General features: G+C 69.6%; 15 protein-coding genes, 1 tRNA gene and 1 pseudogene. 13 read left to right on the forward strand and 4 right to left on the reverse strand.

Annotated features, from left to right (window positions below; translation table 11 throughout):
* The first annotated feature begins 334 nt into the window (after nt 1-334).
* The 4 genes and pseudogenes from AB0912_RS10810 to AB0912_RS10825 all read left to right on the forward strand — a co-directional run bounded on the left by AB0912_RS10810 (nt 335) and on the right by AB0912_RS10825 (nt 3,517).
* Nucleotides 335-1,085, forward strand: a pseudogene (locus AB0912_RS10810) (transposase family protein).
* A 140-nt stretch (nt 1,086-1,225) separates the two neighbouring features.
* Complete coding sequence (locus tag AB0912_RS10815) at nt 1,226-1,867, forward strand: DUF433 domain-containing protein (RefSeq protein WP_366697947.1); 642 nt, start codon at nt 1,226-1,228, stop codon at nt 1,865-1,867.
* Nucleotides 1,867-2,307 (forward strand): DUF5615 family PIN-like protein, encoded by a 441-nt coding sequence (locus AB0912_RS10820; protein WP_366697949.1) that lies wholly within the window; start codon nt 1,867-1,869, stop codon nt 2,305-2,307. The genes AB0912_RS10815 and AB0912_RS10820 overlap by 1 nt, the downstream gene beginning before the upstream one ends.
* 550 nt (nt 2,308-2,857) lie before the next feature.
* Nucleotides 2,858-3,517 (forward strand): hypothetical protein, encoded by a 660-nt coding sequence (locus AB0912_RS10825; RefSeq protein ID WP_366697952.1) that lies wholly within the window; start codon nt 2,858-2,860, stop codon nt 3,515-3,517.
* 270 nt (nt 3,518-3,787) lie between these two features.
* On the opposite strand, the gene AB0912_RS10830 is transcribed toward AB0912_RS10825, so the two are convergent.
* Nucleotides 3,788-3,861 (reverse strand) — tRNA-Gly (locus AB0912_RS10830).
* Between the two features lie 290 nt (nt 3,862-4,151).
* Between AB0912_RS10830 and AB0912_RS10835 the strand changes: the two genes are divergently transcribed.
* The 3 genes from AB0912_RS10835 to AB0912_RS10845 all read left to right on the forward strand — a co-directional run bounded on the left by AB0912_RS10835 (nt 4,152) and on the right by AB0912_RS10845 (nt 5,544).
* The gene (locus tag AB0912_RS10835) at nt 4,152-4,310 is read left to right on the forward strand and encodes a hypothetical protein (protein ID WP_366697954.1); all 159 of its coding nucleotides are present in this window, start codon (nt 4,152-4,154) and stop codon (nt 4,308-4,310) included.
* A 132-nt stretch (nt 4,311-4,442) separates the two neighbouring features.
* On the forward strand, nt 4,443-5,018 hold the full coding sequence (dcd, locus tag AB0912_RS10840; protein WP_366697956.1) for a dCTP deaminase: 576 nt from the start codon (nt 4,443-4,445) through the stop codon (nt 5,016-5,018).
* 10 nt (nt 5,019-5,028) lie between these two features.
* Nucleotides 5,029-5,544: a phosphoribosyltransferase gene (locus AB0912_RS10845; RefSeq protein ID WP_366697958.1), complete on the forward strand. Its 516-nt coding sequence runs from the start codon at nt 5,029-5,031 to the stop codon at nt 5,542-5,544.
* A gap of 119 nt (nt 5,545-5,663) precedes the next feature.
* On the opposite strand, the gene AB0912_RS10850 is transcribed toward AB0912_RS10845, so the two are convergent.
* From AB0912_RS10850 to AB0912_RS10860, 3 genes are all read right to left on the reverse strand, one after another.
* Nucleotides 5,664-6,767 carry a YIP1 family protein gene (locus tag AB0912_RS10850; RefSeq protein WP_366697960.1) on the reverse strand — a complete coding sequence of 368 codons (1,104 nt, stop codon included), beginning with the start codon at nt 6,765-6,767 and terminating at the stop codon, nt 5,664-5,666.
* Between the two features lie 184 nt (nt 6,768-6,951).
* Entirely contained in the window at nt 6,952-8,397 is a 1,446-nt protein-coding gene (locus tag AB0912_RS10855; RefSeq protein ID WP_366697962.1) for an FG-GAP-like repeat-containing protein, read from the reverse strand.
* Nucleotides 8,398-8,836: 439 nt separating this feature from the next.
* Entirely contained in the window at nt 8,837-11,143 is a 2,307-nt protein-coding gene (locus AB0912_RS10860) for a (Fe-S)-binding protein (RefSeq protein ID WP_366697964.1), read from the reverse strand.
* A gap of 350 nt (nt 11,144-11,493) precedes the next feature.
* Here AB0912_RS10860 and AB0912_RS10865 point away from each other — a divergent pair, with 350 nt between their 5' ends.
* From AB0912_RS10865 to AB0912_RS10890, 6 genes are all read left to right on the forward strand, one after another.
* On the forward strand, nt 11,494-12,747 hold the full coding sequence (locus AB0912_RS10865; RefSeq protein WP_366697966.1) for an undecaprenyl/decaprenyl-phosphate alpha-N-acetylglucosaminyl 1-phosphate transferase: 1,254 nt from the start codon (nt 11,494-11,496) through the stop codon (nt 12,745-12,747).
* 147 nt (nt 12,748-12,894) lie between these two features.
* Nucleotides 12,895-14,748, forward strand: a complete 1,854-nt coding sequence (gene dnaK / locus AB0912_RS10870; protein WP_366697968.1) for a molecular chaperone DnaK — start codon at nt 12,895-12,897, stop codon at nt 14,746-14,748.
* Nucleotides 14,745-15,413 carry a nucleotide exchange factor GrpE gene (grpE, locus tag AB0912_RS10875; RefSeq protein WP_366697970.1) on the forward strand — a complete coding sequence of 223 codons (669 nt, stop codon included), beginning with the start codon at nt 14,745-14,747 and terminating at the stop codon, nt 15,411-15,413. Before dnaK ends, grpE begins: the two co-directional genes overlap by 4 nt.
* 33 nt (nt 15,414-15,446) lie before the next feature.
* Nucleotides 15,447-16,637, forward strand: a complete 1,191-nt coding sequence (gene dnaJ, locus AB0912_RS10880; RefSeq protein ID WP_366697972.1) for a molecular chaperone DnaJ — start codon at nt 15,447-15,449, stop codon at nt 16,635-16,637.
* Nucleotides 16,638-16,644: 7 nt separating this feature from the next.
* A complete protein-coding gene (locus AB0912_RS10885; protein ID WP_366697974.1) occupies nt 16,645-17,100 on the forward strand; it encodes a helix-turn-helix domain-containing protein in 456 nt (151 codons plus the stop codon).
* 383 nt (nt 17,101-17,483) lie between these two features.
* Entirely contained in the window at nt 17,484-18,611 is a 1,128-nt protein-coding gene (locus tag AB0912_RS10890; protein WP_366697976.1) for a substrate-binding domain-containing protein, read from the forward strand.
* Nucleotides 18,612-18,714 lie beyond the last annotated feature (103 nt).

The following is an 18,714-nucleotide window of genomic DNA, read 5'->3' on the forward strand; positions in this document are numbered from 1 at the left end:
CCCGGAGCCTGAGGACCGAGTGGGCCGTGTCGCCATGGTGATGAACACCGAGCGGGTCGCTCGGCGGGACTGTAATCATCTGAGTACGCACAGTGCAAGCCCATCTCCGGGAGCGGCGGCGCCTGCGGGAGTGCATGTCGTCCGGTGGCATGCACTCCCGCCGTGTGACGGGTCAACCCCGTGCCCTTGAGGGAGTTGATCAGGCGCGGCTTCCTCATTGAGCTTCTTCGATGTGGCCGCCGATCGGGTGACGGGCTGTGAAGCGCAACGAGCGAGGCCCCCGGGCTGTTGATCGAGATGTCTGACGTCTCAATCACGTTGCTCGGGGGCCTCGTTGGTCATGCATCCTGCCGCACTCGACCTGCCGCATGCACTCGTGGAGTGGGTCACCATGCTGATCGTCACCCGTGAGGGCGAGGCGGCGCTGCGAGCTCCGTCCGTCCCAGCGCGCGATGGTGGCACTGGTGTACCTGCGCGAACACACCACCCTGGCGAAGATTGCCGCCGGGTTCGGGATCAGCGAGTCCACCGCCCACGTCTACACCCGCGCGGTCGTCGACCTTCTCGCCGCCTGTGCACCGGGCCGGCTCAAGACGGTGCGCGACCACGAACCCGACCTCGTCCTGCTCGACGGCACTCTCGCCGCATGCGACCGGGTCGGCGACGGCCGGGCCGACTACTCTCACCAACACCGGCGGCACGGCGTGAACGTGCAGATGGTCACCGATCCCGGCGGCCGGCTGCTGTGGCTCTCGCCCGCTCTGCCGGGCCGCACCCACGACCTGACCGTTGCCCCCACCCACCGGATCATCCGGATCTGCGAGCGTCAGGGCGTTCCGATCGTGGCCGATCTCGCGTACCAGGGCGCCGGCCCATGGCTGACCACGGGCATCAAACGCAAGCCCCTGCAGGAACTGACCCCCACCGACAAGACCCGCAACCGTGCCCTGGCCGCAGCACGCGCACCCGTCGACCGCGGCGTCGCCCGCCTGAAATCCTGGCGGATCTTCCGCAGGCCCCGCTGCAGCCCCAACCGCATGACGTCAATCGCCAAGACCGTCCTCACCCTGGAGCTGCACCGCTGAAGAAGCTCAATGATCATTGGAGTGTCGCAGCAGCCCTATGCCGTTTTGGTCCTGCCTCTCCGTACTTCCTGTAGCGTCCTGAAGCGCACAACTGGGATGCTGGGAGTAGAAGATCCCGTGAGAACTGGAGGGAGTGGACCATGGCGTACTCGACTCGTATGGCTGCGGCTCTCTCCGGGGCAACCACCGGGCAACTACGCTCATGGAGGCAGGACCGAGGCAACGGTCCGATTCTCTGTCCTGAGCTCGCGGCAAAGCCTGCTCTGTACTCCTTCCGGGACGTCCTGGCACTACGCGCGTTCGCGATCCTTCGGCAAGACGTATCCCTGCAGAAGATCCGCAAGGCGCTGGCCACACTGAAGCGATTCGGTGAGTTCGAGCACCTGTCCAGCTACTCCCTAGTGGCTGAGGGCGACTCCATCGTCCTTGCGGGCCACAACAACGACGACCACGCAACAGACCTCGTGAAGCACCCGGGGCAGCGAGTCATCGCGACGATGGAGGACATCCTCCGGGAATTCGCGCCCCGCGCCGGCGTCGTGGTGCCGCACCTCCTGCGGCCGAAGCAACACGTCAGCGTGGATCCGGAGACGCAGGGGGGGCAGCCGGTCATCACCGGCACCCGTGTCCCGTTCGACGCCGTCGCGGAACTGGTGGAGGACGGCATCCCACCAGAGGAGATCGCCGACTACTACCCTGGCGTGACAGCGGAGGCCGCCCGCGACGCGGTGTCCTTCGCCCTGTATGTGGACAGCTACAGCCCGGGACCGCGCGCTGCCTGATGCGAATCCTCATCGATGAGAACGTCCCGGTGCAGATGCTGGAGATGCTCAGACGGTTGCTCCCCGGGCACGAGGTGCAGCACGTTAGCGAGATCAGGTGGGCGGGGAAGAAGGATCTTGCCCTCCTCCCCGACGCCGCGAAGAGAGGCTTCGAAGCCTTCCTCACCAAGGACGGGCGTCAGCTGGAAGACCCGTCGGAGACGACCGCCATCAAGAAGTCCGGCATGCACCACATCCGGTTCAGTCACGGTCACAAAGGTATGGCCGGCCTGGGGCTGGCCATGGGTGCTGTGATCGCCGCCATGCCTCTGATCATCCGTGAACTCGACGCGGCGGAAGGCCAGCAGCTCGTCCACATCAAAGGTCTGAACCCCGGCAGCAAGCAGCGGTTCGATCTGGTTGACCCCGTCAAGGAACCGCCTCGCTATTGGCCGCGATAGTCGCGTTCGGCGGCGCTGCTCGAACGGTCTTGGCTGCAAGTTCTACGTCACATCAACTCCCAAATCCGCGAGTTGCTTGCTCGGCGACGACGGCATCAGGTGGTACATACTGCGACTCCGCACCACATGAGGTACAGCTGAAGCAGGGGGATTTCGGGTGGCGTCGTACGACTTACGTCTGCAGCGCTGGGCCATGCGTCTCTGGGCTCGCCACCGTCTCTGGCTCAGGAGATCTGCCCAACAGAACGGCTGGGCAGGACTGCGCAAGAGGGAGCTGGACGCAGCCCTGGAGAAGCTGGGTATCCCGTCGAAGGAGGCTCCAAGAGTCCGCGGCGTTCTCAGATCGTGGCATCCGAACTGGGTGGCCTGTGTGCTCGGAGTCGTCGGGGGCTGGATTGCCGCGTGGGCAGGTTGGCGAGTATCGCTAGCACTGGCCGAGGCCGGGGTCTCCCACTTGCGCTGGACCTGGGGTACGCGGGCGATAGAGCATTTTCACTGGACGGCGGAGAAGGGGAACGCCCCAGCCTTGAGTCTCCTTGACTGGACGGTCATGCTCGCGATCATGTCCGGCGTGTTCCTGTGGCCCGTGTTCTGGGCCATGCGATGGAGCTCGACCGCTCGCTACCGCCTCGTCCTGGGAGTGATCGATGCGGTCGTGGTCGGAGCTAAGGTACGCGCTGCGCCTCGTGGCAGGGGCCGATCCAGGGCACTGCGGCAGCTGGATCAGAGCTGTCGGCATGTCGAGAAGCGCCTGTTCAAAGTGCACAGCATCGCCGGCTCGGTTCCGCGCCGCTCCTCCAGGCTCCGGCTGATCAAACGGCATGCTGCGTTGGTCGCCGGAGCCCAGCGTGTGGCGCTGCATCAGGTGGACGTCGACCCGGAGCCCGCGCTGACTGAGTTGGCGCGGCTGCAGCTCGTTATCGCCGAGAACCATCTGTACGGCCGACAGGCAGCGCTCTTGCCCGCCGAGCTGCTCCAAGATGTCCGGCCCGTGTCCCGCCTACGGAACACCTGGCGCGAGTCGGCCCACGTCGCCACGGCGATCCTCGCGTCCATGACTGCGGCAGCCGGCGCAGCGCGCGCTCTGCCATCGATGGGGGTGGGAGAAGACGTGCGTCCGTGGCTGATCCTGGGGGCGGCGGTTCTCGCCGCGACGTTGGTGGCCGGCTGGGGTCGGGTCACCCGCGTCCTCGAACTGTTCCCTGCCTGACGTGGAGCCGCTCGGCTCAGTCCTTCCGCGTTGTCCGTGACTCAACTCCAGTTTTGCGGATGCGACTTCGCAGGGGCGTCCGACCGTGGTGGCTCAGGCCACATGAAATGCGTCTCAGGATCCGAGACGTCCGGCGTTCGCGATCCCGGCGATGGCGCCCGAGGGTCGCGGCTAGGGCGACCGAGTCCCGCCCGCCCTTAGGGCGGGGGGACCCTGCGGTTGGCCTAGACAACAAGAAAGCCCCCGGGTCATCGACCTGGGGGCCTCGCGTGGAGCGGGTGACGAGAATCGAACTCGCACTCTCAGCTTGGGAAGCTGATGTTCTACCACTAAACTACACCCGCGTAAGACGCCGGTTCGGGCCGGTGTCGAATGCTCGCTCACTCTACCTCATGCCCGGCCCCCGGGGTCGAAACCGTGGGGGCCTGCCGTGTTTCAGGGGGTGGACGAGGCTGCGGGCGGCCGGAGTTGAGGCGTAGCGTGGGCCTCCCGGAGCCGGCTCCGGAGCGGGGCTCAAGCGCGGTCCGATGAGCCGGAGTGCCGCCTGGAGGGGCGTCCCTTTGGTCCCGTAATGTGGCGCTCCTGTCAGGACATCAGCCTGACACAGCTCTTGGGGAAGGGACTCTGGGACTTGATGGAGCGCACCGTCGTCCGTTGTGCCGAGGGGCACGTGTTCAGCACCGCTTCGTTCCCGATGCAGCAGGCCGAGCGGCTCGGCCCCGGACGCCTCGTCCGGTGCCCGCGCTGCGCCCGGCTCCGCAGTGTGGTGCCGGTGGCCATGGAGAAGCGGTGACGCGGTGAGCCGGTGACACGGTAAGCCGGTGAGGTGATGAGCCGGTGTCGGGGCGTCACCGTGCTGGTGGCGCGGGGAGCGCGGTGCCGTCGCGATTGTGGTGGCCCCGCGCCCCTTGCGTATCCTCAGGGCGTGCTTCTCTCAGACAAGGACATCCGGGCCGAGATCGACGCCGGGCGGGTCCGGATCGATCCCTATGACGAATCCATGGTGCAGCCGTCGAGCGTCGACGTGCGGCTCGACCGCTATTTCCGGGTGTTCGAGAACCACCGCTACCCCCACATCGACCCCTCGGTCGAGCAGGCGGACCTCACGCGGCTCGTCGAGCCGGAGGGGGACGAGCCGTTCATCCTGCACCCCGGTGAGTTCGTCCTCGCCAGTACGTACGAGGTCATCACCCTCCCCGACGACCTCGCCTCCCGGCTGGAGGGCAAGAGTTCGCTGGGCCGGCTGGGACTGGTCACCCACTCCACCGCCGGGTTCATCGACCCCGGCTTCTCCGGTCACGTCACCCTGGAGCTGTCGAACCTCGCCACCCTGCCGATCAAGCTCTGGCCGGGCATGAAGATCGGGCAGCTCTGCATGTTCCGGCTCAGCTCGCCGGCCGAGTTCCCCTACGGCAGCGACCGGTACGGGTCCCGCTACCAGGGACAGCGCGGGCCGACGGCCTCCCGTTCCTTCCTGAACTTCCACCGGACCCAGGTCTGAGGCGGTGACCATGTCCTCCGAGACCCCCCGGTCCTCCCGGCGCGAGAACCTCACCTACGAGGGGTTCGGCACCGCCGTACGCGAACTCGCCCAGACCATCGCCGACGACGGCTACCAGCCCGACATCGTGCTGTCGATCGCCCGGGGCGGCGTCTTCGTCGCGGGCGGGCTCGCCTACGCCCTCGACTGCAAGAACATCCACCTGGTGAACGTCGAGTTCTACACCGGCGTCGGGACGACGCTGGAGATGCCGGTGATGCTGGCCCCCGTCCCCAACGCGATCGACTTCTCCGACAAGAAGGTCCTGATCACCGACGATGTCGCCGACACCGGCAAGACGCTCAAGCTCGTGCACGACTTCTGCGTCGACGCCGTCGCCGAGGTCCGCAGCGCGGTGATCTACGAGAAGACCCAGTCCCTCGTGAAGTGCGAGTACGTCTGGAAGCGCACCGACGAGTGGATCAACTTCCCCTGGTCGGTCGAGCCCCCCGTGGTCCGCCGCGCCGGTCAAGTACTCGACGCGTAGGGGTCGGAGCGGCAGCAGGCGTAGACGCCCGAGAGGGGCCCCGGCCGGGTGCCGGGGCCCCTCTTCTGGTGTTCGGGACCGGTGCTGCCGGTGCCGGTGCCGGTGCCGTTGGCGTCGCGTCAGAACGTGCCCAGCTTGATGATCGACAGGATCGCGATGAGCTGGATGGATGACGCGGCGAGGGCCTTCGGCCAGGGGAGGTCGTGGGACTTGCCGACCATCAGGGTCAGCAGCGCGCCCGCCGCGACCCAGGTCGCCCAGCCGAGGAGCCGTACGAACGGCGCGTCGCCGCCGAGGAACATGGCGACCAGCAGGCGCGGGGTGTCCGTGAGGGACATGATCAGCATGGAGAGGCCGACCGTGGGCTGCCAGGCGCCGTCGCCGCCGAGCTGGCGGGCCAGCGTGTGGGTGACCACGCCGAGGATGAACGTGCTGAGCACGATGGCGACGGCGGTCGTCAGGACGATCGGGATGGCGTTCGACAGGGTCGCGTTGATGGCGTCCTCGCGGGCGCCGTCGAAGCCGAAGACCGCGAGCAGGCCGTAGACGAACGTCACGACCAGGGCTGGGCCCCACATCGCGTAGTCGCGCATCTGGAGGAAGGTCCGGTTGGGGGCTGTCACGATGCCCCGGAGCAGGTCCTTCCAGTGCAGCCGGGGTCCGACCGGCGGGGCCGCCGCCTGGCCGGCGCGGTAGGTGTCGCCCTGGCTGTACGGGTCCTCGCCGATCGAGAAGGCCTGGGTGTGACCGGGGCTGTTCGCCGCGTACGGGTCGGGGCCCTGCTGCGGGTGACCGTCACCGAAGTACTCCGGCTCGCCCGGTCCGCCGCCGGCCTGCGGCCAGCCGCCCTGCGCGTTGCCGCGGTACGGCTGCTGCGGACTGCCCCCGCCGTACTGCCCGCCCCCGTACTGCCGGTCACCGCCGTGCTGTCGGTCGCCGTAGCGGGGTGCGCCCTGCCGGCCGTCGTACGGCGGCTGTCCCCCGTACTGCGGCTGCGAAGGCTGCGAAGGCGCGTTCGGATAGCCGTACGGCTGCCGGCCGCCTCCCTGGGGAGCCTGCTGTCCGTACGACGGTTGTTGTTGCGGTCGCGCCTGCGAAGCACGGTTGTCCCGGCCGCCGCGTCCGATCCTGAATCCAGCCACGTTATCGAACGTACCTGGTCCCGGAGAGTGACGTGCCGGGCCCGGGGGATCGGGCCCGGCATTGGGTCCGAGCTGTGACATCCCCTACGGGGCGTGCCCGGCGGCCCCCTACGGGTCCCGCGGGGGGCCGTTCCGGCAGGTCAGCCACGGTGTCGGGCGGTGACGGCCGGCGCCCGCCCGGATCGGCCCGTGCGGATCGATCCGTGCGTGTCAGTCCATGCGGACCGGCCCATGCGGACGGGCCATGCGGACCGGTCTGTGTGGGTCAGCCTGCCAGGACTTCTCCGAAGTAGGAGTCGCCCGACGGGCCGCCCACCGTGGCGCCGCCGAACGACTTGGAGCCGGTGGCGGTGACGCCGGCCGTGCCGGCCTTGAAGTACCAGACCGCGCCGTCGGCGGTGTTCTCGCCGCGGGCGCCGACGACCAGCTCGGCGCGGCCGTCGCCGGTCGTGTCGGTGAGCTTGACCGCGTCGCCGAAGTAGTCCTGGGACTCGGCGGTGCCCGGGACCCCGGCGGTGTTCTGGGAGAAGGACTTGGAGCCGGTGCCGGTCAGGCCGGAGGCGGAGCCGCGCAGGACGGTCACCTGGCCCGCGTGCTTGACCGACCCGATGTACTCGCTGTCCGAGCCGATCGCCACGTCGGCGTAGCCGTCGCCGTTGGTGTCGCCCGCGGACAGGCTCCAGCCGAAGCCGTCGTTCTTCTCGCCGGTGCCCGGCACGCCCGCCGTGTCCTGGGTGATCCGCTTGGGCGTACGGGTGCTGAGGCCGCCTGCGGCGCCGTAGGTAACGGTGATCGCGCCGCCGAGGCCGCCGTCGGGCTCGGTCGAGGACTTCTCCATGAAGTTGCCGGTGACGATGTCGCCGTAGCCGTCCTTGTCGACGTCGGCGATCGTGCCCGCGTAGCCGCCCGCGAGCTTCTTGCCGAGCTTCGGGCCGGCCGGGGAGCCGGTGTAGAGGACGCTGCGGGTGCGGTAGCCGCCGCTGCTGGTCTCCTCCTGGCCCATCACCAGGAGGTCCGTCCGGCCGTCGCCGTTGACCTCGCCCGCGACGAGCTGGTCCGGGTAGATGGTGCTCTGGGCGATGGTGTCGACGCCGACGAGCGAGGCGGCTTTGCCGGTACGGGAGATGGGGCCCCGGAAGACGTCCAGCGCGGGCGTGGCGTTGTTCGCGGCGGCCAGGTCGGTGTGGCCGTCCCCGTCGAAGTCGCCGGCGGCCACCTCCCAGCCCAGTTCGTTGCGGTAGCGCGGCAGCGGGGAGGCGATGTCGGTGCCGGACTTGATCCCGCTCGCGCTGCCCCACAGCACGGTGAGGGTGCCGGACGAGTCGGTGGAGCCGATCCGCTCGCCGTGCACGCCGACGACGATGTCCGTGTAGCCGTCGCCGTCCATGTCACCCGTGGTCAGCCGGTCGCCGAAGTAGTCGTACGACTCCGGGGTGCCCGGGATACCGCTCGTGGCCTGGCTGATGATCTGCCGCTTGGCGGTGTCGAGCCCGTGCGCGGTGCCGTAGACCACGGCGACGTAGCCGGCGCCGGACTTGCCGGAGACCTTGCCGAGCGGAGCGGCGATCGCCAGGTCGCGGTGCCCGTCGCCGTTGAAGTCCCCGGCGAGTCCGGAGGGCGCGGCGGCGGCCGGGGTGGCCGTGGCGGCCGGAAGGGCGGTGAGCAGGCCGGCGGTGATCGCGACGGCCGACAGCAGGGTGCGCTTGTGCAAGACGGGACTCCGGGAGACGGAAGCAGGGACCGTGGTGAGCAGGTGGTCCGACCAGTCCCGGGGCTCCGGCCGCCCGCGTTCGACCGCGGTGGTCCGGCAGTTCACCGGGTGATCGGCGAACAGAAGACCGCTGGTGGGCGACGAGGGTTGTACGTGCGTTCGAGGAATCCCGATACGGGAGTGAGGCGCCCGTTCCCGGCGCGTTGGTGTGTCCTTTCCGGACGCATCAGCGCCTGCCGCCGGTGCGCTGGTGTGTCCTTTCCGGGATGGAGCGCCTGCCGCCGGCGCGCTGACGTGTCCCTCCCGGGACGTGAGGCCCCCGCCGCCGTCCGCCCGCCCCGGGAACGGCGACGCACGGCGACGCCCCCGTGTCGGGGGGACACGGGGGCGTCGGCGTCGGTGGGGCCGGCCGGCGTGCGCGCGGCGAGGGCCGGCCGCGTTACTTGACCGGCTCCGGTTCCGGGGCGTTCTCCGAGTCCGCCGTGCCCGCCGGGGGCTCGTCGTCGCCGGAGTCGGTGTCCAGCGGCGTCTTGACCGAGTCCAGCAGGAGCTGGGCCACGTCGACGACCTGGACGGACTCCTTGGCCTTGCCGTCGTTCTTCTTGCCGTTGACCGAGTCGGTCAGCATGACGAGGCAGAACGGGCAGGCGGTGGAGACGATGTCCGGGTTGAGGGAGAGGGCCTCGTCGACGCGCTCGTTGTTGATGCGCTTGCCGATCCGCTCCTCCATCCACATGCGCGCGCCTCCGGCGCCGCAGCAGAAGCCGCGCTCCTTGTGGCGGTGCATCTCCTGCTGGCGCAGGCCCGGGACGGCGGACATGATCTCGCGCGGCGGCGTGTAGACCTTGTTGTGGCGGCCCAGGTAGCACGGGTCGTGGTACGTGATGAGGCCCTCGACCGGGGTCACCGGGAGCAGCTTGCCCTCGTCGATGAGGTGCTGGAGAAGCTGGGTGTGGTGGATGACCTCGTAGTCGCCGCCGAGCTGCGGGTACTCGTTGCCGATGGTGTTGAGGCAGTGCGGGCAGGTGGCGACGATCTTCTTGGCCGACCGGGGCTTCGCCGACTCGGGCACGACCTTGCCGTCCTCGTCCATCTCCTCGCCGAAGGCGGCGTTGAGGGACATGACGTTCTCCATGCCGAGCTCCTGGAAGAGGGGCTCGTTGCCGAGGCGGCGGGCGGAGTCGCCGGTGCACTTCTCGTCGCCGCCCATGATCGCGAACTTGACGCCCGCCATGTGCAGCAGCTCCGCGAAGGCCTTGGTGGTCTTCTTGGCGCGGTCCTCCAGGGCGCCGGCGCAGCCGACCCAGTAGAGGTACTCGACCTCGGTGAGGTCCTCGATGTCGCGGCCGACGACGGGGATCTCGAAGTCGACCTCCTTGGTCCACTCCAGGCGCTGCTTCTTGGCGAGGCCCCAGGGGTTGCCCTTCTTCTCCAGGTTCTTGAGCATCGTGCCCGCCTCGGAGGGGAACGCGCTCTCGATCATCACCTGGTAGCGGCGCATGTCGACGATGTGGTCGATGTGCTCGATGTCGACCGGGCACTGCTCGACGCAGGCGCCGCAGGTGGTGCAGGACCACAGGACGTCGGGGTCGATCACGCCGTTCTCCTCGGCGGTGCCGATGAGGGGGCGCTCGGCCTCGGCGAGGGCGGCGGCGGGGACGTCCTTGAGCTGCTCAGCGGAGGCCTTCTCCTCGCCCTCCATGGTCTTGCCGCCGCCGGCCAGCAGGTAGGGCGCCTTGGCGTGCGCGTGGTCGCGCAGCGACATGATGAGGAGCTTCGGGGAGAGCGGCTTGCCGGTGTTCCAGGCGGGGCACTGCGACTGGCAGCGGCCGCACTCGGTGCAGGTGGAGAAGTCGAGCAGGCCCTTCCAGGAGAACTGCTCGACCTGGGAGACGCCGAAGACGTCGTCCTCACCGGGGTCGGTGAAGTCGATCGGCTTGCCGCCGCTGGTCATCGGGAGCAGCTCGCCGAGGGCGGTCGCGCCCTTGGCGTCGCGCTTGAACCAGATGTTCGGGAAGGCCAGGAAGCGGTGCCAGGCGACACCCATGTTGGTGTTCAGGCCGACCGTGATCGCCCAGCCCATGGTGACGCCGAGCTTGATCATGGCGGTCAGGTAGACCAGCGTCTGGAGGGTGCCGAGGCTGAGCCCCTTGAAGGCGGCGACCAGGGGGTACGAGGCCCAGTACGCGGCCTCGTAGTGGTCGACGCCGTGCAGGGCGCCCTCCAGGCCGCGCAGGGTCATGATGGCGAGGCCGATGACGAGGATCACGGCCTCGACGAAGTAGGCCTGGCCGGTCTTGGAGCCCGCGAAGCGCGACTTGCGGCCCGGCTTGGACGGCCGGTTGAGCTGCCGGACCGCGATCAGCACGAGGATGCCGAGGGTCGTGAACAGCGCGATGAACTCGGTGTACAGCTCGTAGGGGAGCCAGCCGCCGAGCACCGGGAGCGTCCAGTCGGCCTTGAAGAGCTGGCCGTAGGCGGTGACGATCGTCAGGCCCAGGGTCAGGAAGCCGACGGCGACGAACCAGTGCGCGACGCCGATGATCCCCCACCGGTTCATCCGGGTGTGGCCGACGAACTCCTTGGCCAGCGTGACGGTGCGGGCCTTCCAGTCGTCGGTGCGGCTGCCGGCGGGAACGGGCTGGCCGAGCTTGATGAACCGGTAGATCTGTGCGACGGCCCGCGCGATCAGCGCGACGCCGACCACGGTCAGGACCAGCGACACGACGATCGCGGCGAGTTGCATTCGGGGGCTCCTCGGGCCTGCGAGGTGTTCTTCGAGGCGGACCTCGAAGTGATTACTAAGCGGTAACTTATGCAGTCCGTCTGAGACTACCCACTTCTTCCGCCGCACTGTAGCCAGCGGTGCGGTGATCTGCGTCGCTGAGGCAAACCTGAGTGGGGCGCGTGGCGGGCGGACGGGCGGCCGTTTCTCGGCTCCGGAGTGCGCCGGCCCCGGTTCCGCCGTCTCCGTGCCCTGTTCGGGGACGGTTCGGGGACGGTTCGGGGGCGGTTCGGCCCGAGGGTCCGGCGCGACACGTAAAGCCGATCGTGTTATTCGCACAATACTGTGACAATTACCCCTAAATTAGCGATGTGCTGTACGGAATCGCGGCCGCCACGGCCGCTCTGCTCCTGACCGCCGCGCTCACCGCCCTCCTGCGGTCGCTCGCCCTGCGCCTCGGCGCGGCCGGCGGGCCGGGGCTCCTCTCCGGCCCGCCCCGGCCCCGCCCGTCCGCCTCCGCCGGTTCACCCGGTTCGCCCAGTCCGCCCGGTTCACGCGGTTCGTCCGCCCCGCCCGGCCAGGCCGCCCCGCCCGGCCAGGCCGCCCCGCCCGGCCGGGAGCGGCGGCTCCCCGTGCTCGGCGGTATCGCCGTGGCGGGCGCGACGGCCCTCGTCGGCTGCGCCGGGGACTGGACCGGCGTCGCCCCGCTCGGCCCGGAGGCCGGCCGCCTGCTGATCGCCGCCCTGGTGGTCGCGCTGGCCGGTCTCGCCGCCGACCTGCTGCCCGTACCGCCCCTGCTGCGGCTGACCGCCCTCGCCGGCGCCGCCCTGCTCGCCGTGCCGTACGACGCCCTGGGCGCGCCCGGCGCGGTGCTCGCGGCCGGCTGGATCGTCTTCGTCACCCGCGCCTTCCGCTCGCTCGACCAGTCCGACGGGGTGCTCGGGACCGTCGGGGTCGTCACCGCGTTCGCGCTCAGCGGCTGCGCGGCGGCCGAGGTGATGGACGGGCTCGCGGCGCTGCTCAGCGTGCTGGCCGCCGCGCTCACCGGCTTCCTCATGCACGGCTGGCCGCCGGCCCGGATCGCGGCCGGCCGGTGCGGCTCCCAGTTCGCCGGGTTCGTGCTGGCCTCGGCGGTGGTGCTGGTGCACGCGGAGCGGCCCGCCGGACCGGGGATCGGCGCCGGGTTCGCGCTGACCGCGGTGGTCAGCGCCGACGCCCTCCTGGTCCTGGTGTCCCGGCGGCGCGCCGGGCGGCCGGTGCTGCGCTCCGCGCCCGACCATCTGGTGCACCGGCTGCGCCGCGCGGGACTGACTCGGCAGGGCGTCATGGTCGTGGTGGGGCTCGCCGCGTTCGCGGGTGCGCTCGTCGGGCTGGGCATCGATCTCGGCCGGCTCGGGGCCGGCGCGGCCTGGTGGGTGGCCGGGGCCGTGCTCCTCGTGGCCGCCGCGGGCGCCCTCCGTCCGGGGCCCCGTCCGCGCCGGGCGGGCCCGCGACCCCGGTCCCGTACGCATGCGATCCCCGCTCCCGGGGGACCCGTCACGGGCATCGCGCGCCGGCCGGGAGGCCCCCGTGTCGCGGCGGATGTGCCGAACGGGGCCGTGGCCGGAGCGGTGAAAACCCCCTAGCTCCCTGTGAAAACCGCAGGTCAGACGCTTCCTGCGTGTAAGGAGCGGATAAGAGTTGAGTCTGTCTGACTCATGTCTGTTGACCGGGCGGCCGACGTCGTGCACACTTGAGCCTGTTCCACTCAAGTCATTGTTGGAGGAATCGAAATGGCACGTGCGGTCGGCATCGACCTGGGCACGACTAACTCCGTCGTCAGCGTTCTGGAGGGCGGCGAGCCCACCGTGATCACCAACGCCGAGGGCGCCAGGACCACGCCGTCCGTCGTCGCCTTCGCGAAGAACGGTGAGGTGCTGGTCGGCGAGGTCGCCAAGCGCCAGGCGGTCACGAACGTGGACCGGACCATCCGCTCCGTCAAGCGCCACATGGGCACGGACTGGAAGATCGACCTCGACGGCAAGAGCTTCAACCCGCAGCAGATGAGCGCCTTCATCCTGCAGAAGCTGAAGCGCGACGCCGAGGCCTACCTGGGCGAGAAGGTGACCGACGCGGTCATCACCGTCCCGGCGTACTTCAACGACTCCGAGCGTCAGGCGACGAAGGAGGCCGGCGAGATCGCGGGCCTGAACGTCCTGCGCATCGTGAACGAGCCGACCGCCGCCGCCCTGGCGTACGGCCTCGACAAGGACGACCAGACGATCCTCGTCTTCGACCTCGGCGGCGGCACCTTCGACGTGTCCCTCCTGGAGATCGGTGACGGCGTCGTCGAGGTGAAGGCCACCAACGGCGACAACCACCTCGGTGGTGACGACTGGGATCAGCGCGTCATGGACTACCTGGTCAAGCAGTTCCAGGCCGGTCACGGCGTGGACCTGTCCAAGGACAAGATGGCCCTCCAGCGCCTCCGCGAGGCCGCCGAGAAGGCCAAGATCGAGCTGTCCTCGTCCACCGAGACCACGATCAACCTGCCCTACATCACGGCCTCCGCCGAGGGCCCGCTGCACCTGGACGAGAAGCTCACCCGCGCCCAGTTCCAGCAGCTCACGGCCGACCTGCTGGAGCGCTGCAAGACGCCGTTCCACAACGTCATCAAGGACGCCGGGATCAACCTCTCCGAGATCGACCACGTCGTTCTCGTCGGTGGCTCCACCCGTATGCCCGCCGTCGCCGAGCTGGTCAAGGAGCTGACCGGTGGCAACGAGGCCAACAAGGGTGTGAACCCGGACGAGGTCGTCGCCATCGGCGCCGCCCTCCAGGCCGGTGTCCTCAAGGGCGAGGTCAAGGACGTCCTGCTGCTCGACGTCACCCCGCTGTCCCTCGGCATCGAGACCAAGGGAGGGATCATGACCAAGCTCATCGAGCGCAACACCACGATCCCGACCAAGCGTTCCGAGATCTTCACGACGGCCGAGGACAACCAGCCGTCCGTGCAGATCCAGGTCTACCAGGGCGAGCGCGAGATCGCGGCGTACAACAAGAAGCTCGGGATGTTCGAGCTGACCGGTCTGCCGCCGGCCCCGCGTGGCGTTCCGCAGATCGAGGTCGCCTTCGACATCGACGCCAACGGCATCATGCACGTGACCGCGAAGGACCTGGGCACGGGCAAGGAGCAGAAGATGACCGTCACCGGCGGCTCCTCGCTGCCGAAGGACGAGGTCGACCGGATGCGCCAGGAGGCCGAGAAGTACGCGGAGGAGGACCACGCCCGCCGCGAGGCCGCCGAGACCCGCAACCAGGGCGAGCAGCTCGTCTACCAGACGGAGAAGTTCCTCAAGGACAACGAGGACAAGGTTCCCGGCGAGGTCAAGACCGAGGTCGAGTCCTCCGTCGAGGAGCTGAAGGCCGCGCTCAAGGGCGAGGACACCGCCGAGATCCGCACGGCCACCGAGAAGGTCGCCGCCGTCTCGCAGAAGCTGGGCCAGGCCATGTACGCCGACGCCCAGGCGGCGCAGGCCGCGGGCGGCGACGCCCCGGGCGCCGGTGCCCCGAAGGCCGACGGTGCTGACGAGGACGTCGTCGACGCCGAGATCGTCGACGAGGACCGTAAGGACGGTGCCGCGTGACGGAGGAGACCCCGGGCTTCGAAGAGCAGCCCGACGTCCCCTCCGGCGCCACCTCCGACGACGCCGACCCGAAGGCCGCCACCCCCTCTGCGGAGGGGGCGGCGGCCCCGGACGGGGACGACAGCGCACAGCTCGCGGGCCTGACGGCCCAGCTGGACCAGGCACGCACGGGTCTCGCCGAGCGCACCGCCGACCTCCAGCGCCTCCAGGCCGAGTTCCAGAACTACCGCCGCCGTGTCGAGCGTGACCGGATCGCGGTCAAGGAGATCGCCGTGGCGAACCTCCTGACCGAGCTGCTGCCCGTGCTCGACGACATCGGCCGCGCGCGGGAGCACGGCGAACTCGTCGGCGGATTCAAGTCCGTCGCCGAGTCGCTGGAGACCGTCGCGGCCAAGATGGGGCTCCAGCAGTTCGGCAAGGAGGGCGAGCCCTTCGACCCGACGATCCACGAGGCCCTGATGCACTCGTACGCGCCGGACGTCACGGAGACGACGTGCGTGGCGATTCTGCAGCCGGGGTATCGCTTCGGCGAGCGCACCATCCGCCCCGCGCGGGTGGCCGTCGCCGAACCGCAGCCCGGGGCACAGACGGTCAAGGCCGAGGAGTCGGCCGAGGCGGCCGAGACCGCCAAGGACAAGGAGAGCGGTGGCCCGGACGAGGGCTGAGCTTGAACACGTGAGGAAGGAGGGACGTCGGGGATGAGCACCAAGGACTTCATCGAGAAGGACTTCTACAAGGTCCTCGGCGTCCCCAAGGACGCCACCGAGGCCGAGATCAAGAAGGCGTACCGGAAGCTCGCCCGCGAGAACCACCCGGACGCCAACAAGGGCAACACCAAGGCCGAGGAGCGCTTCAAGGAGATCTCCGAGGCGAACGACGTCCTCGGCGACCCCAAGAAGCGCAAGGAGTACGACGAGGCGCGCGCCCTCTTCGGCAACGGCGGTTTCCGCCCGGGGCCGGGCGCGGGCGGCGGCAACTTCAACTTCGACCTGGGCGACCTCTTCGGAGGCGGCGGCCCGGGCGGCGGCCAGGCCGGCGGAGCCGGTGGCTTCGGCGGCGGCATCGGGGACGTCTTCGGGGGCCTGTTCAACCGCGGCGGAGCCGGTACGGGAACGCGTACGCAGCCCCGGCGCGGCCAGGACATCGACACCGAGGTGACGCTGAGCTTCACCGAGGCGGTGGACGGCGCGACCGTTCCGCTGCGCATGACCTCGCAGGCGCCGTGCAAGGCCTGTTCGGGCACCGGCGACGCCAACGGCACACCCCGGGTGTGCCCGACGTGTGTCGGCACCGGCCAGGTCGCCCGCGGCTCGGGCGGTGGCTTCTCGCTCACCGACCCGTGCCCGGACTGCAAGGGTCGCGGCCTGATCTCGGAGAACCCCTGCGAGGTCTGCAAGGGCAGCGGCCGGGCCAAGTCGTCCCGGACGATGCAGGTGCGGATCCCCGCGGGCGTCAGCGACGGCCAGCGGATCCGGCTGCGCGGCAAGGGCGCGCCCGGCGAGCGGGGCGGCCCCTCCGGCGACCTGTACGTCACGGTCCACGTGGACGCCCACCCGGTCTTCGGCCGCAAGGGCGACAACCTCACCGTCACGGTGCCGGTCACCTTCACGGAGGCGGCGCTCGGCGGCGAGGTGAAGGTGCCCACGCTGGGCGGACCCGCGGTGACGCTGAAGCTGCCGCCGGGCACGCCCAACGGACGCACCATGCGCGCCCGGGGCAAGGGCGCGGTCCGCAAGGACGGCACCCGCGGCGACCTGCTGGTCACCGTCGAGGTGGCGGTCCCCAAGGACGTGTCGGGAAAGGCTCGTGACGCGCTGGAGGCGTATCGCGAGGCGACCGCGGACGAGGACCCGCGGGCGGAGCTGTTCCAGGCCGCGAAGGGAGTATGACGGAGCCATGGACACCACCGGTCGGCGGCGCAACCCGTACGAACTGACCGAGGAGACGCCGGTCTACGTCATCTCGGTGGCCGCCCAGCTCTCCGGACTGCACCCGCAGACCCTGCGCCAGTACGACCGGCTCGGCCTGGTCTCCCCCGACCGCACGGCCGGCCGGGGCCGGCGCTACTCGGCCCGCGACATCGAACTCCTGCGCACCGTGCAGCAGTTGTCGCAGGACGAGGGCATCAACCTGGCCGGCATCAAGCGCATCATCGAGCTGGAGAACCAGGTCGCGGCGCTCCAGTCCCGGGTCGCCGAGCTGCAGTCCGCGCTCGACGGGGCGGCGGCGACCATGCAGCAGCGCGAGGCCGCGGTGCACGCCTCCTACCGGCGGGACCTGGTCCCGTACCAGGAGGTCCAGCAGACGAGCGCGCTGGTGGTCTGGCGGCCCAAGCGGTCGCCGGAGCAGTGACCGGCGGCATGACCGAAGCACCCGAGCGGGGGCCCGGAGGTTCGACCTCCGGGCCCCCGCTCGCGTGTTCCGGGAAAGTGGCTCGATCTTGATGTCCCGGCCGGAAAGGCCGAGTTGACCGCTTTCGTCCGGATGGCCGTGCCGGGCGCGGCTACGGTCCGTGTCCGATCCGCGCGCCCGGCCCTTCTGTGGATGACAGAAGGTGAAGTCGAGGGGATTGCCGGAACCACGGGCGTCATCTCTTCCCACCGTGTTCACTTGTGGAACACGGAACGCTGTTGCCATCTCGTTAAGTGGCTACTCCTTGACGCTGAGGTGATCGCCGCGTTGGCTTTCAGCCACCTGGGTCGCAATGCTGCAACCTCGCCCGGAAGGCACCTGATGTGAACACTCGTAACACCGGTCTCCGTCGTACCGTCATATCCCTGGCCTCGTCGGCCGTCGCTCTCTCCCTCGCCGGCTGCGGGGTCGTGGACGGGCTCGGCGGGAGCGACGCCAAGGCCAGCCCCACCAAGGGAGACGACATCAAGGTGGGCCTCCTTCTCCCGGAGAAGGAGAACACCCGTTACGAGAAGTTCGACCACCCGATCATCAAGGAGCAGGTCGAGAAGCTCACCGAGGGCAAGGGCGAGGTGGAGTACGCCAACGCCGAGCAGGACGCCGCCAAGCAGCTCACCCAGCTCCAGCGGATGGTGGACGACAAGGTCGACGTCATCCTGCTCGACGCGGTGGACTCGAAGTCGATCGCCAAGGGCGTGAAGAAGGCCAAGGACGCCGGCATCCCCGTCATCGCCTACGACCGGCTGGCGCAGGGCCCGATCGACGCGTACATCTCCTTCGACAACGAGCTGGTCGGCGAGGTCCAGGGCAAGGCCCTGGTCGGCGCGCTCGGCGCCAACTCCGCGACGAAGAAGATCATCATGATGAACGGCGCGACGACCGACCCGAACGCGGCGCAGTTCAAGGCCGGCGCCGAGTCCGAGCTGAAGGACAAGGCGATCGTCGCCCAGTCGTACGACACCAAGGACTGGAACCCGGTCAACGCCAAGGCCAACATGGAGAAGGCGATCCAGGAGGTCGGCCTCGACAACATCGCCGGGGTGTACGCCGCCAACGACGGCATCGCCGGCGCGGTCATCGACACCCTGAAGAGCGCGGGTGTCAGCAAGGTGCCGCCGGTCACCGGCCAGGACGCCGAACTCGTCGCCGTGCAGCGCATTCTCAAGGGCGACCAGTTCATGAGCGTCTACAAGTCGTACCCGCAGGAGGCCAGCGCCGCCGCCGAGATGGCGGTCGCCCGGGTCCAGGGCCGCTCGATCGAGTTCGACGCGCTCACCCGCGACAAGGTCAGCAGCCCGACCAACAAGGACATTCCGGCGCAGCTCGTGCCCGTGGTCGACCTGACGGCGGACAACATCCAGGACACCGTCCTCCAGGACGACATCTACACGGTCAGGCAGATCTGCACCGCCCCCTACAAGGCGGCCTGCGACGCGCTGAAGCTCAAGTAGGCCCGCGGCGGCCCCAGGGCTCCCGCAGCGCGGGCGAGGCGCTCTGGCGCCCGGGGAAGGCCACACGACACGAAGGCCCGGGGCATCGCCCCGGGCCTTCGTG

Origin of the sequence: Streptomyces sp. NPDC007084 (assembly GCF_040703595.1) — a bacterium.
In the GTDB taxonomy this organism is placed as follows: domain Bacteria; phylum Actinomycetota; class Actinomycetes; order Streptomycetales; family Streptomycetaceae; genus Streptomyces.

Coding starts and splice junctions, on each gene's coding strand:
- AB0912_RS10835 (WP_366697954.1), top strand. CDS start 4,152: ATGGAGCGCACCGTCGTCCGTTGTGCCGAGGGGCACGTGTTCAGCACC.
- AB0912_RS10845 (WP_366697958.1), top strand. CDS start 5,029: ATGTCCTCCGAGACCCCCCGGTCCTCCCGGCGCGAGAACCTCACCTAC.
- AB0912_RS10885 (WP_366697974.1), top strand. CDS start 16,645: ATGGACACCACCGGTCGGCGGCGCAACCCGTACGAACTGACCGAGGAG.
- dnaJ (WP_366697972.1), top strand. CDS start 15,447: ATGAGCACCAAGGACTTCATCGAGAAGGACTTCTACAAGGTCCTCGGC.
- AB0912_RS10815 (WP_366697947.1), top strand. CDS start 1,226: ATGGCGTACTCGACTCGTATGGCTGCGGCTCTCTCCGGGGCAACCACC.
- AB0912_RS10850 (WP_366697960.1), bottom strand. CDS start 6,767: ATGTCACAGCTCGGACCCAATGCCGGGCCCGATCCCCCGGGCCCGGCA.
- AB0912_RS10825 (WP_366697952.1), top strand. CDS start 2,858: ATGCTCGCGATCATGTCCGGCGTGTTCCTGTGGCCCGTGTTCTGGGCC.
- AB0912_RS10860 (WP_366697964.1), bottom strand. CDS start 11,143: ATGCAACTCGCCGCGATCGTCGTGTCGCTGGTCCTGACCGTGGTCGGC.
- dnaK (WP_366697968.1), top strand. CDS start 12,895: ATGGCACGTGCGGTCGGCATCGACCTGGGCACGACTAACTCCGTCGTC.
- AB0912_RS10820 (WP_366697949.1), top strand. CDS start 1,867: ATGCGAATCCTCATCGATGAGAACGTCCCGGTGCAGATGCTGGAGATG.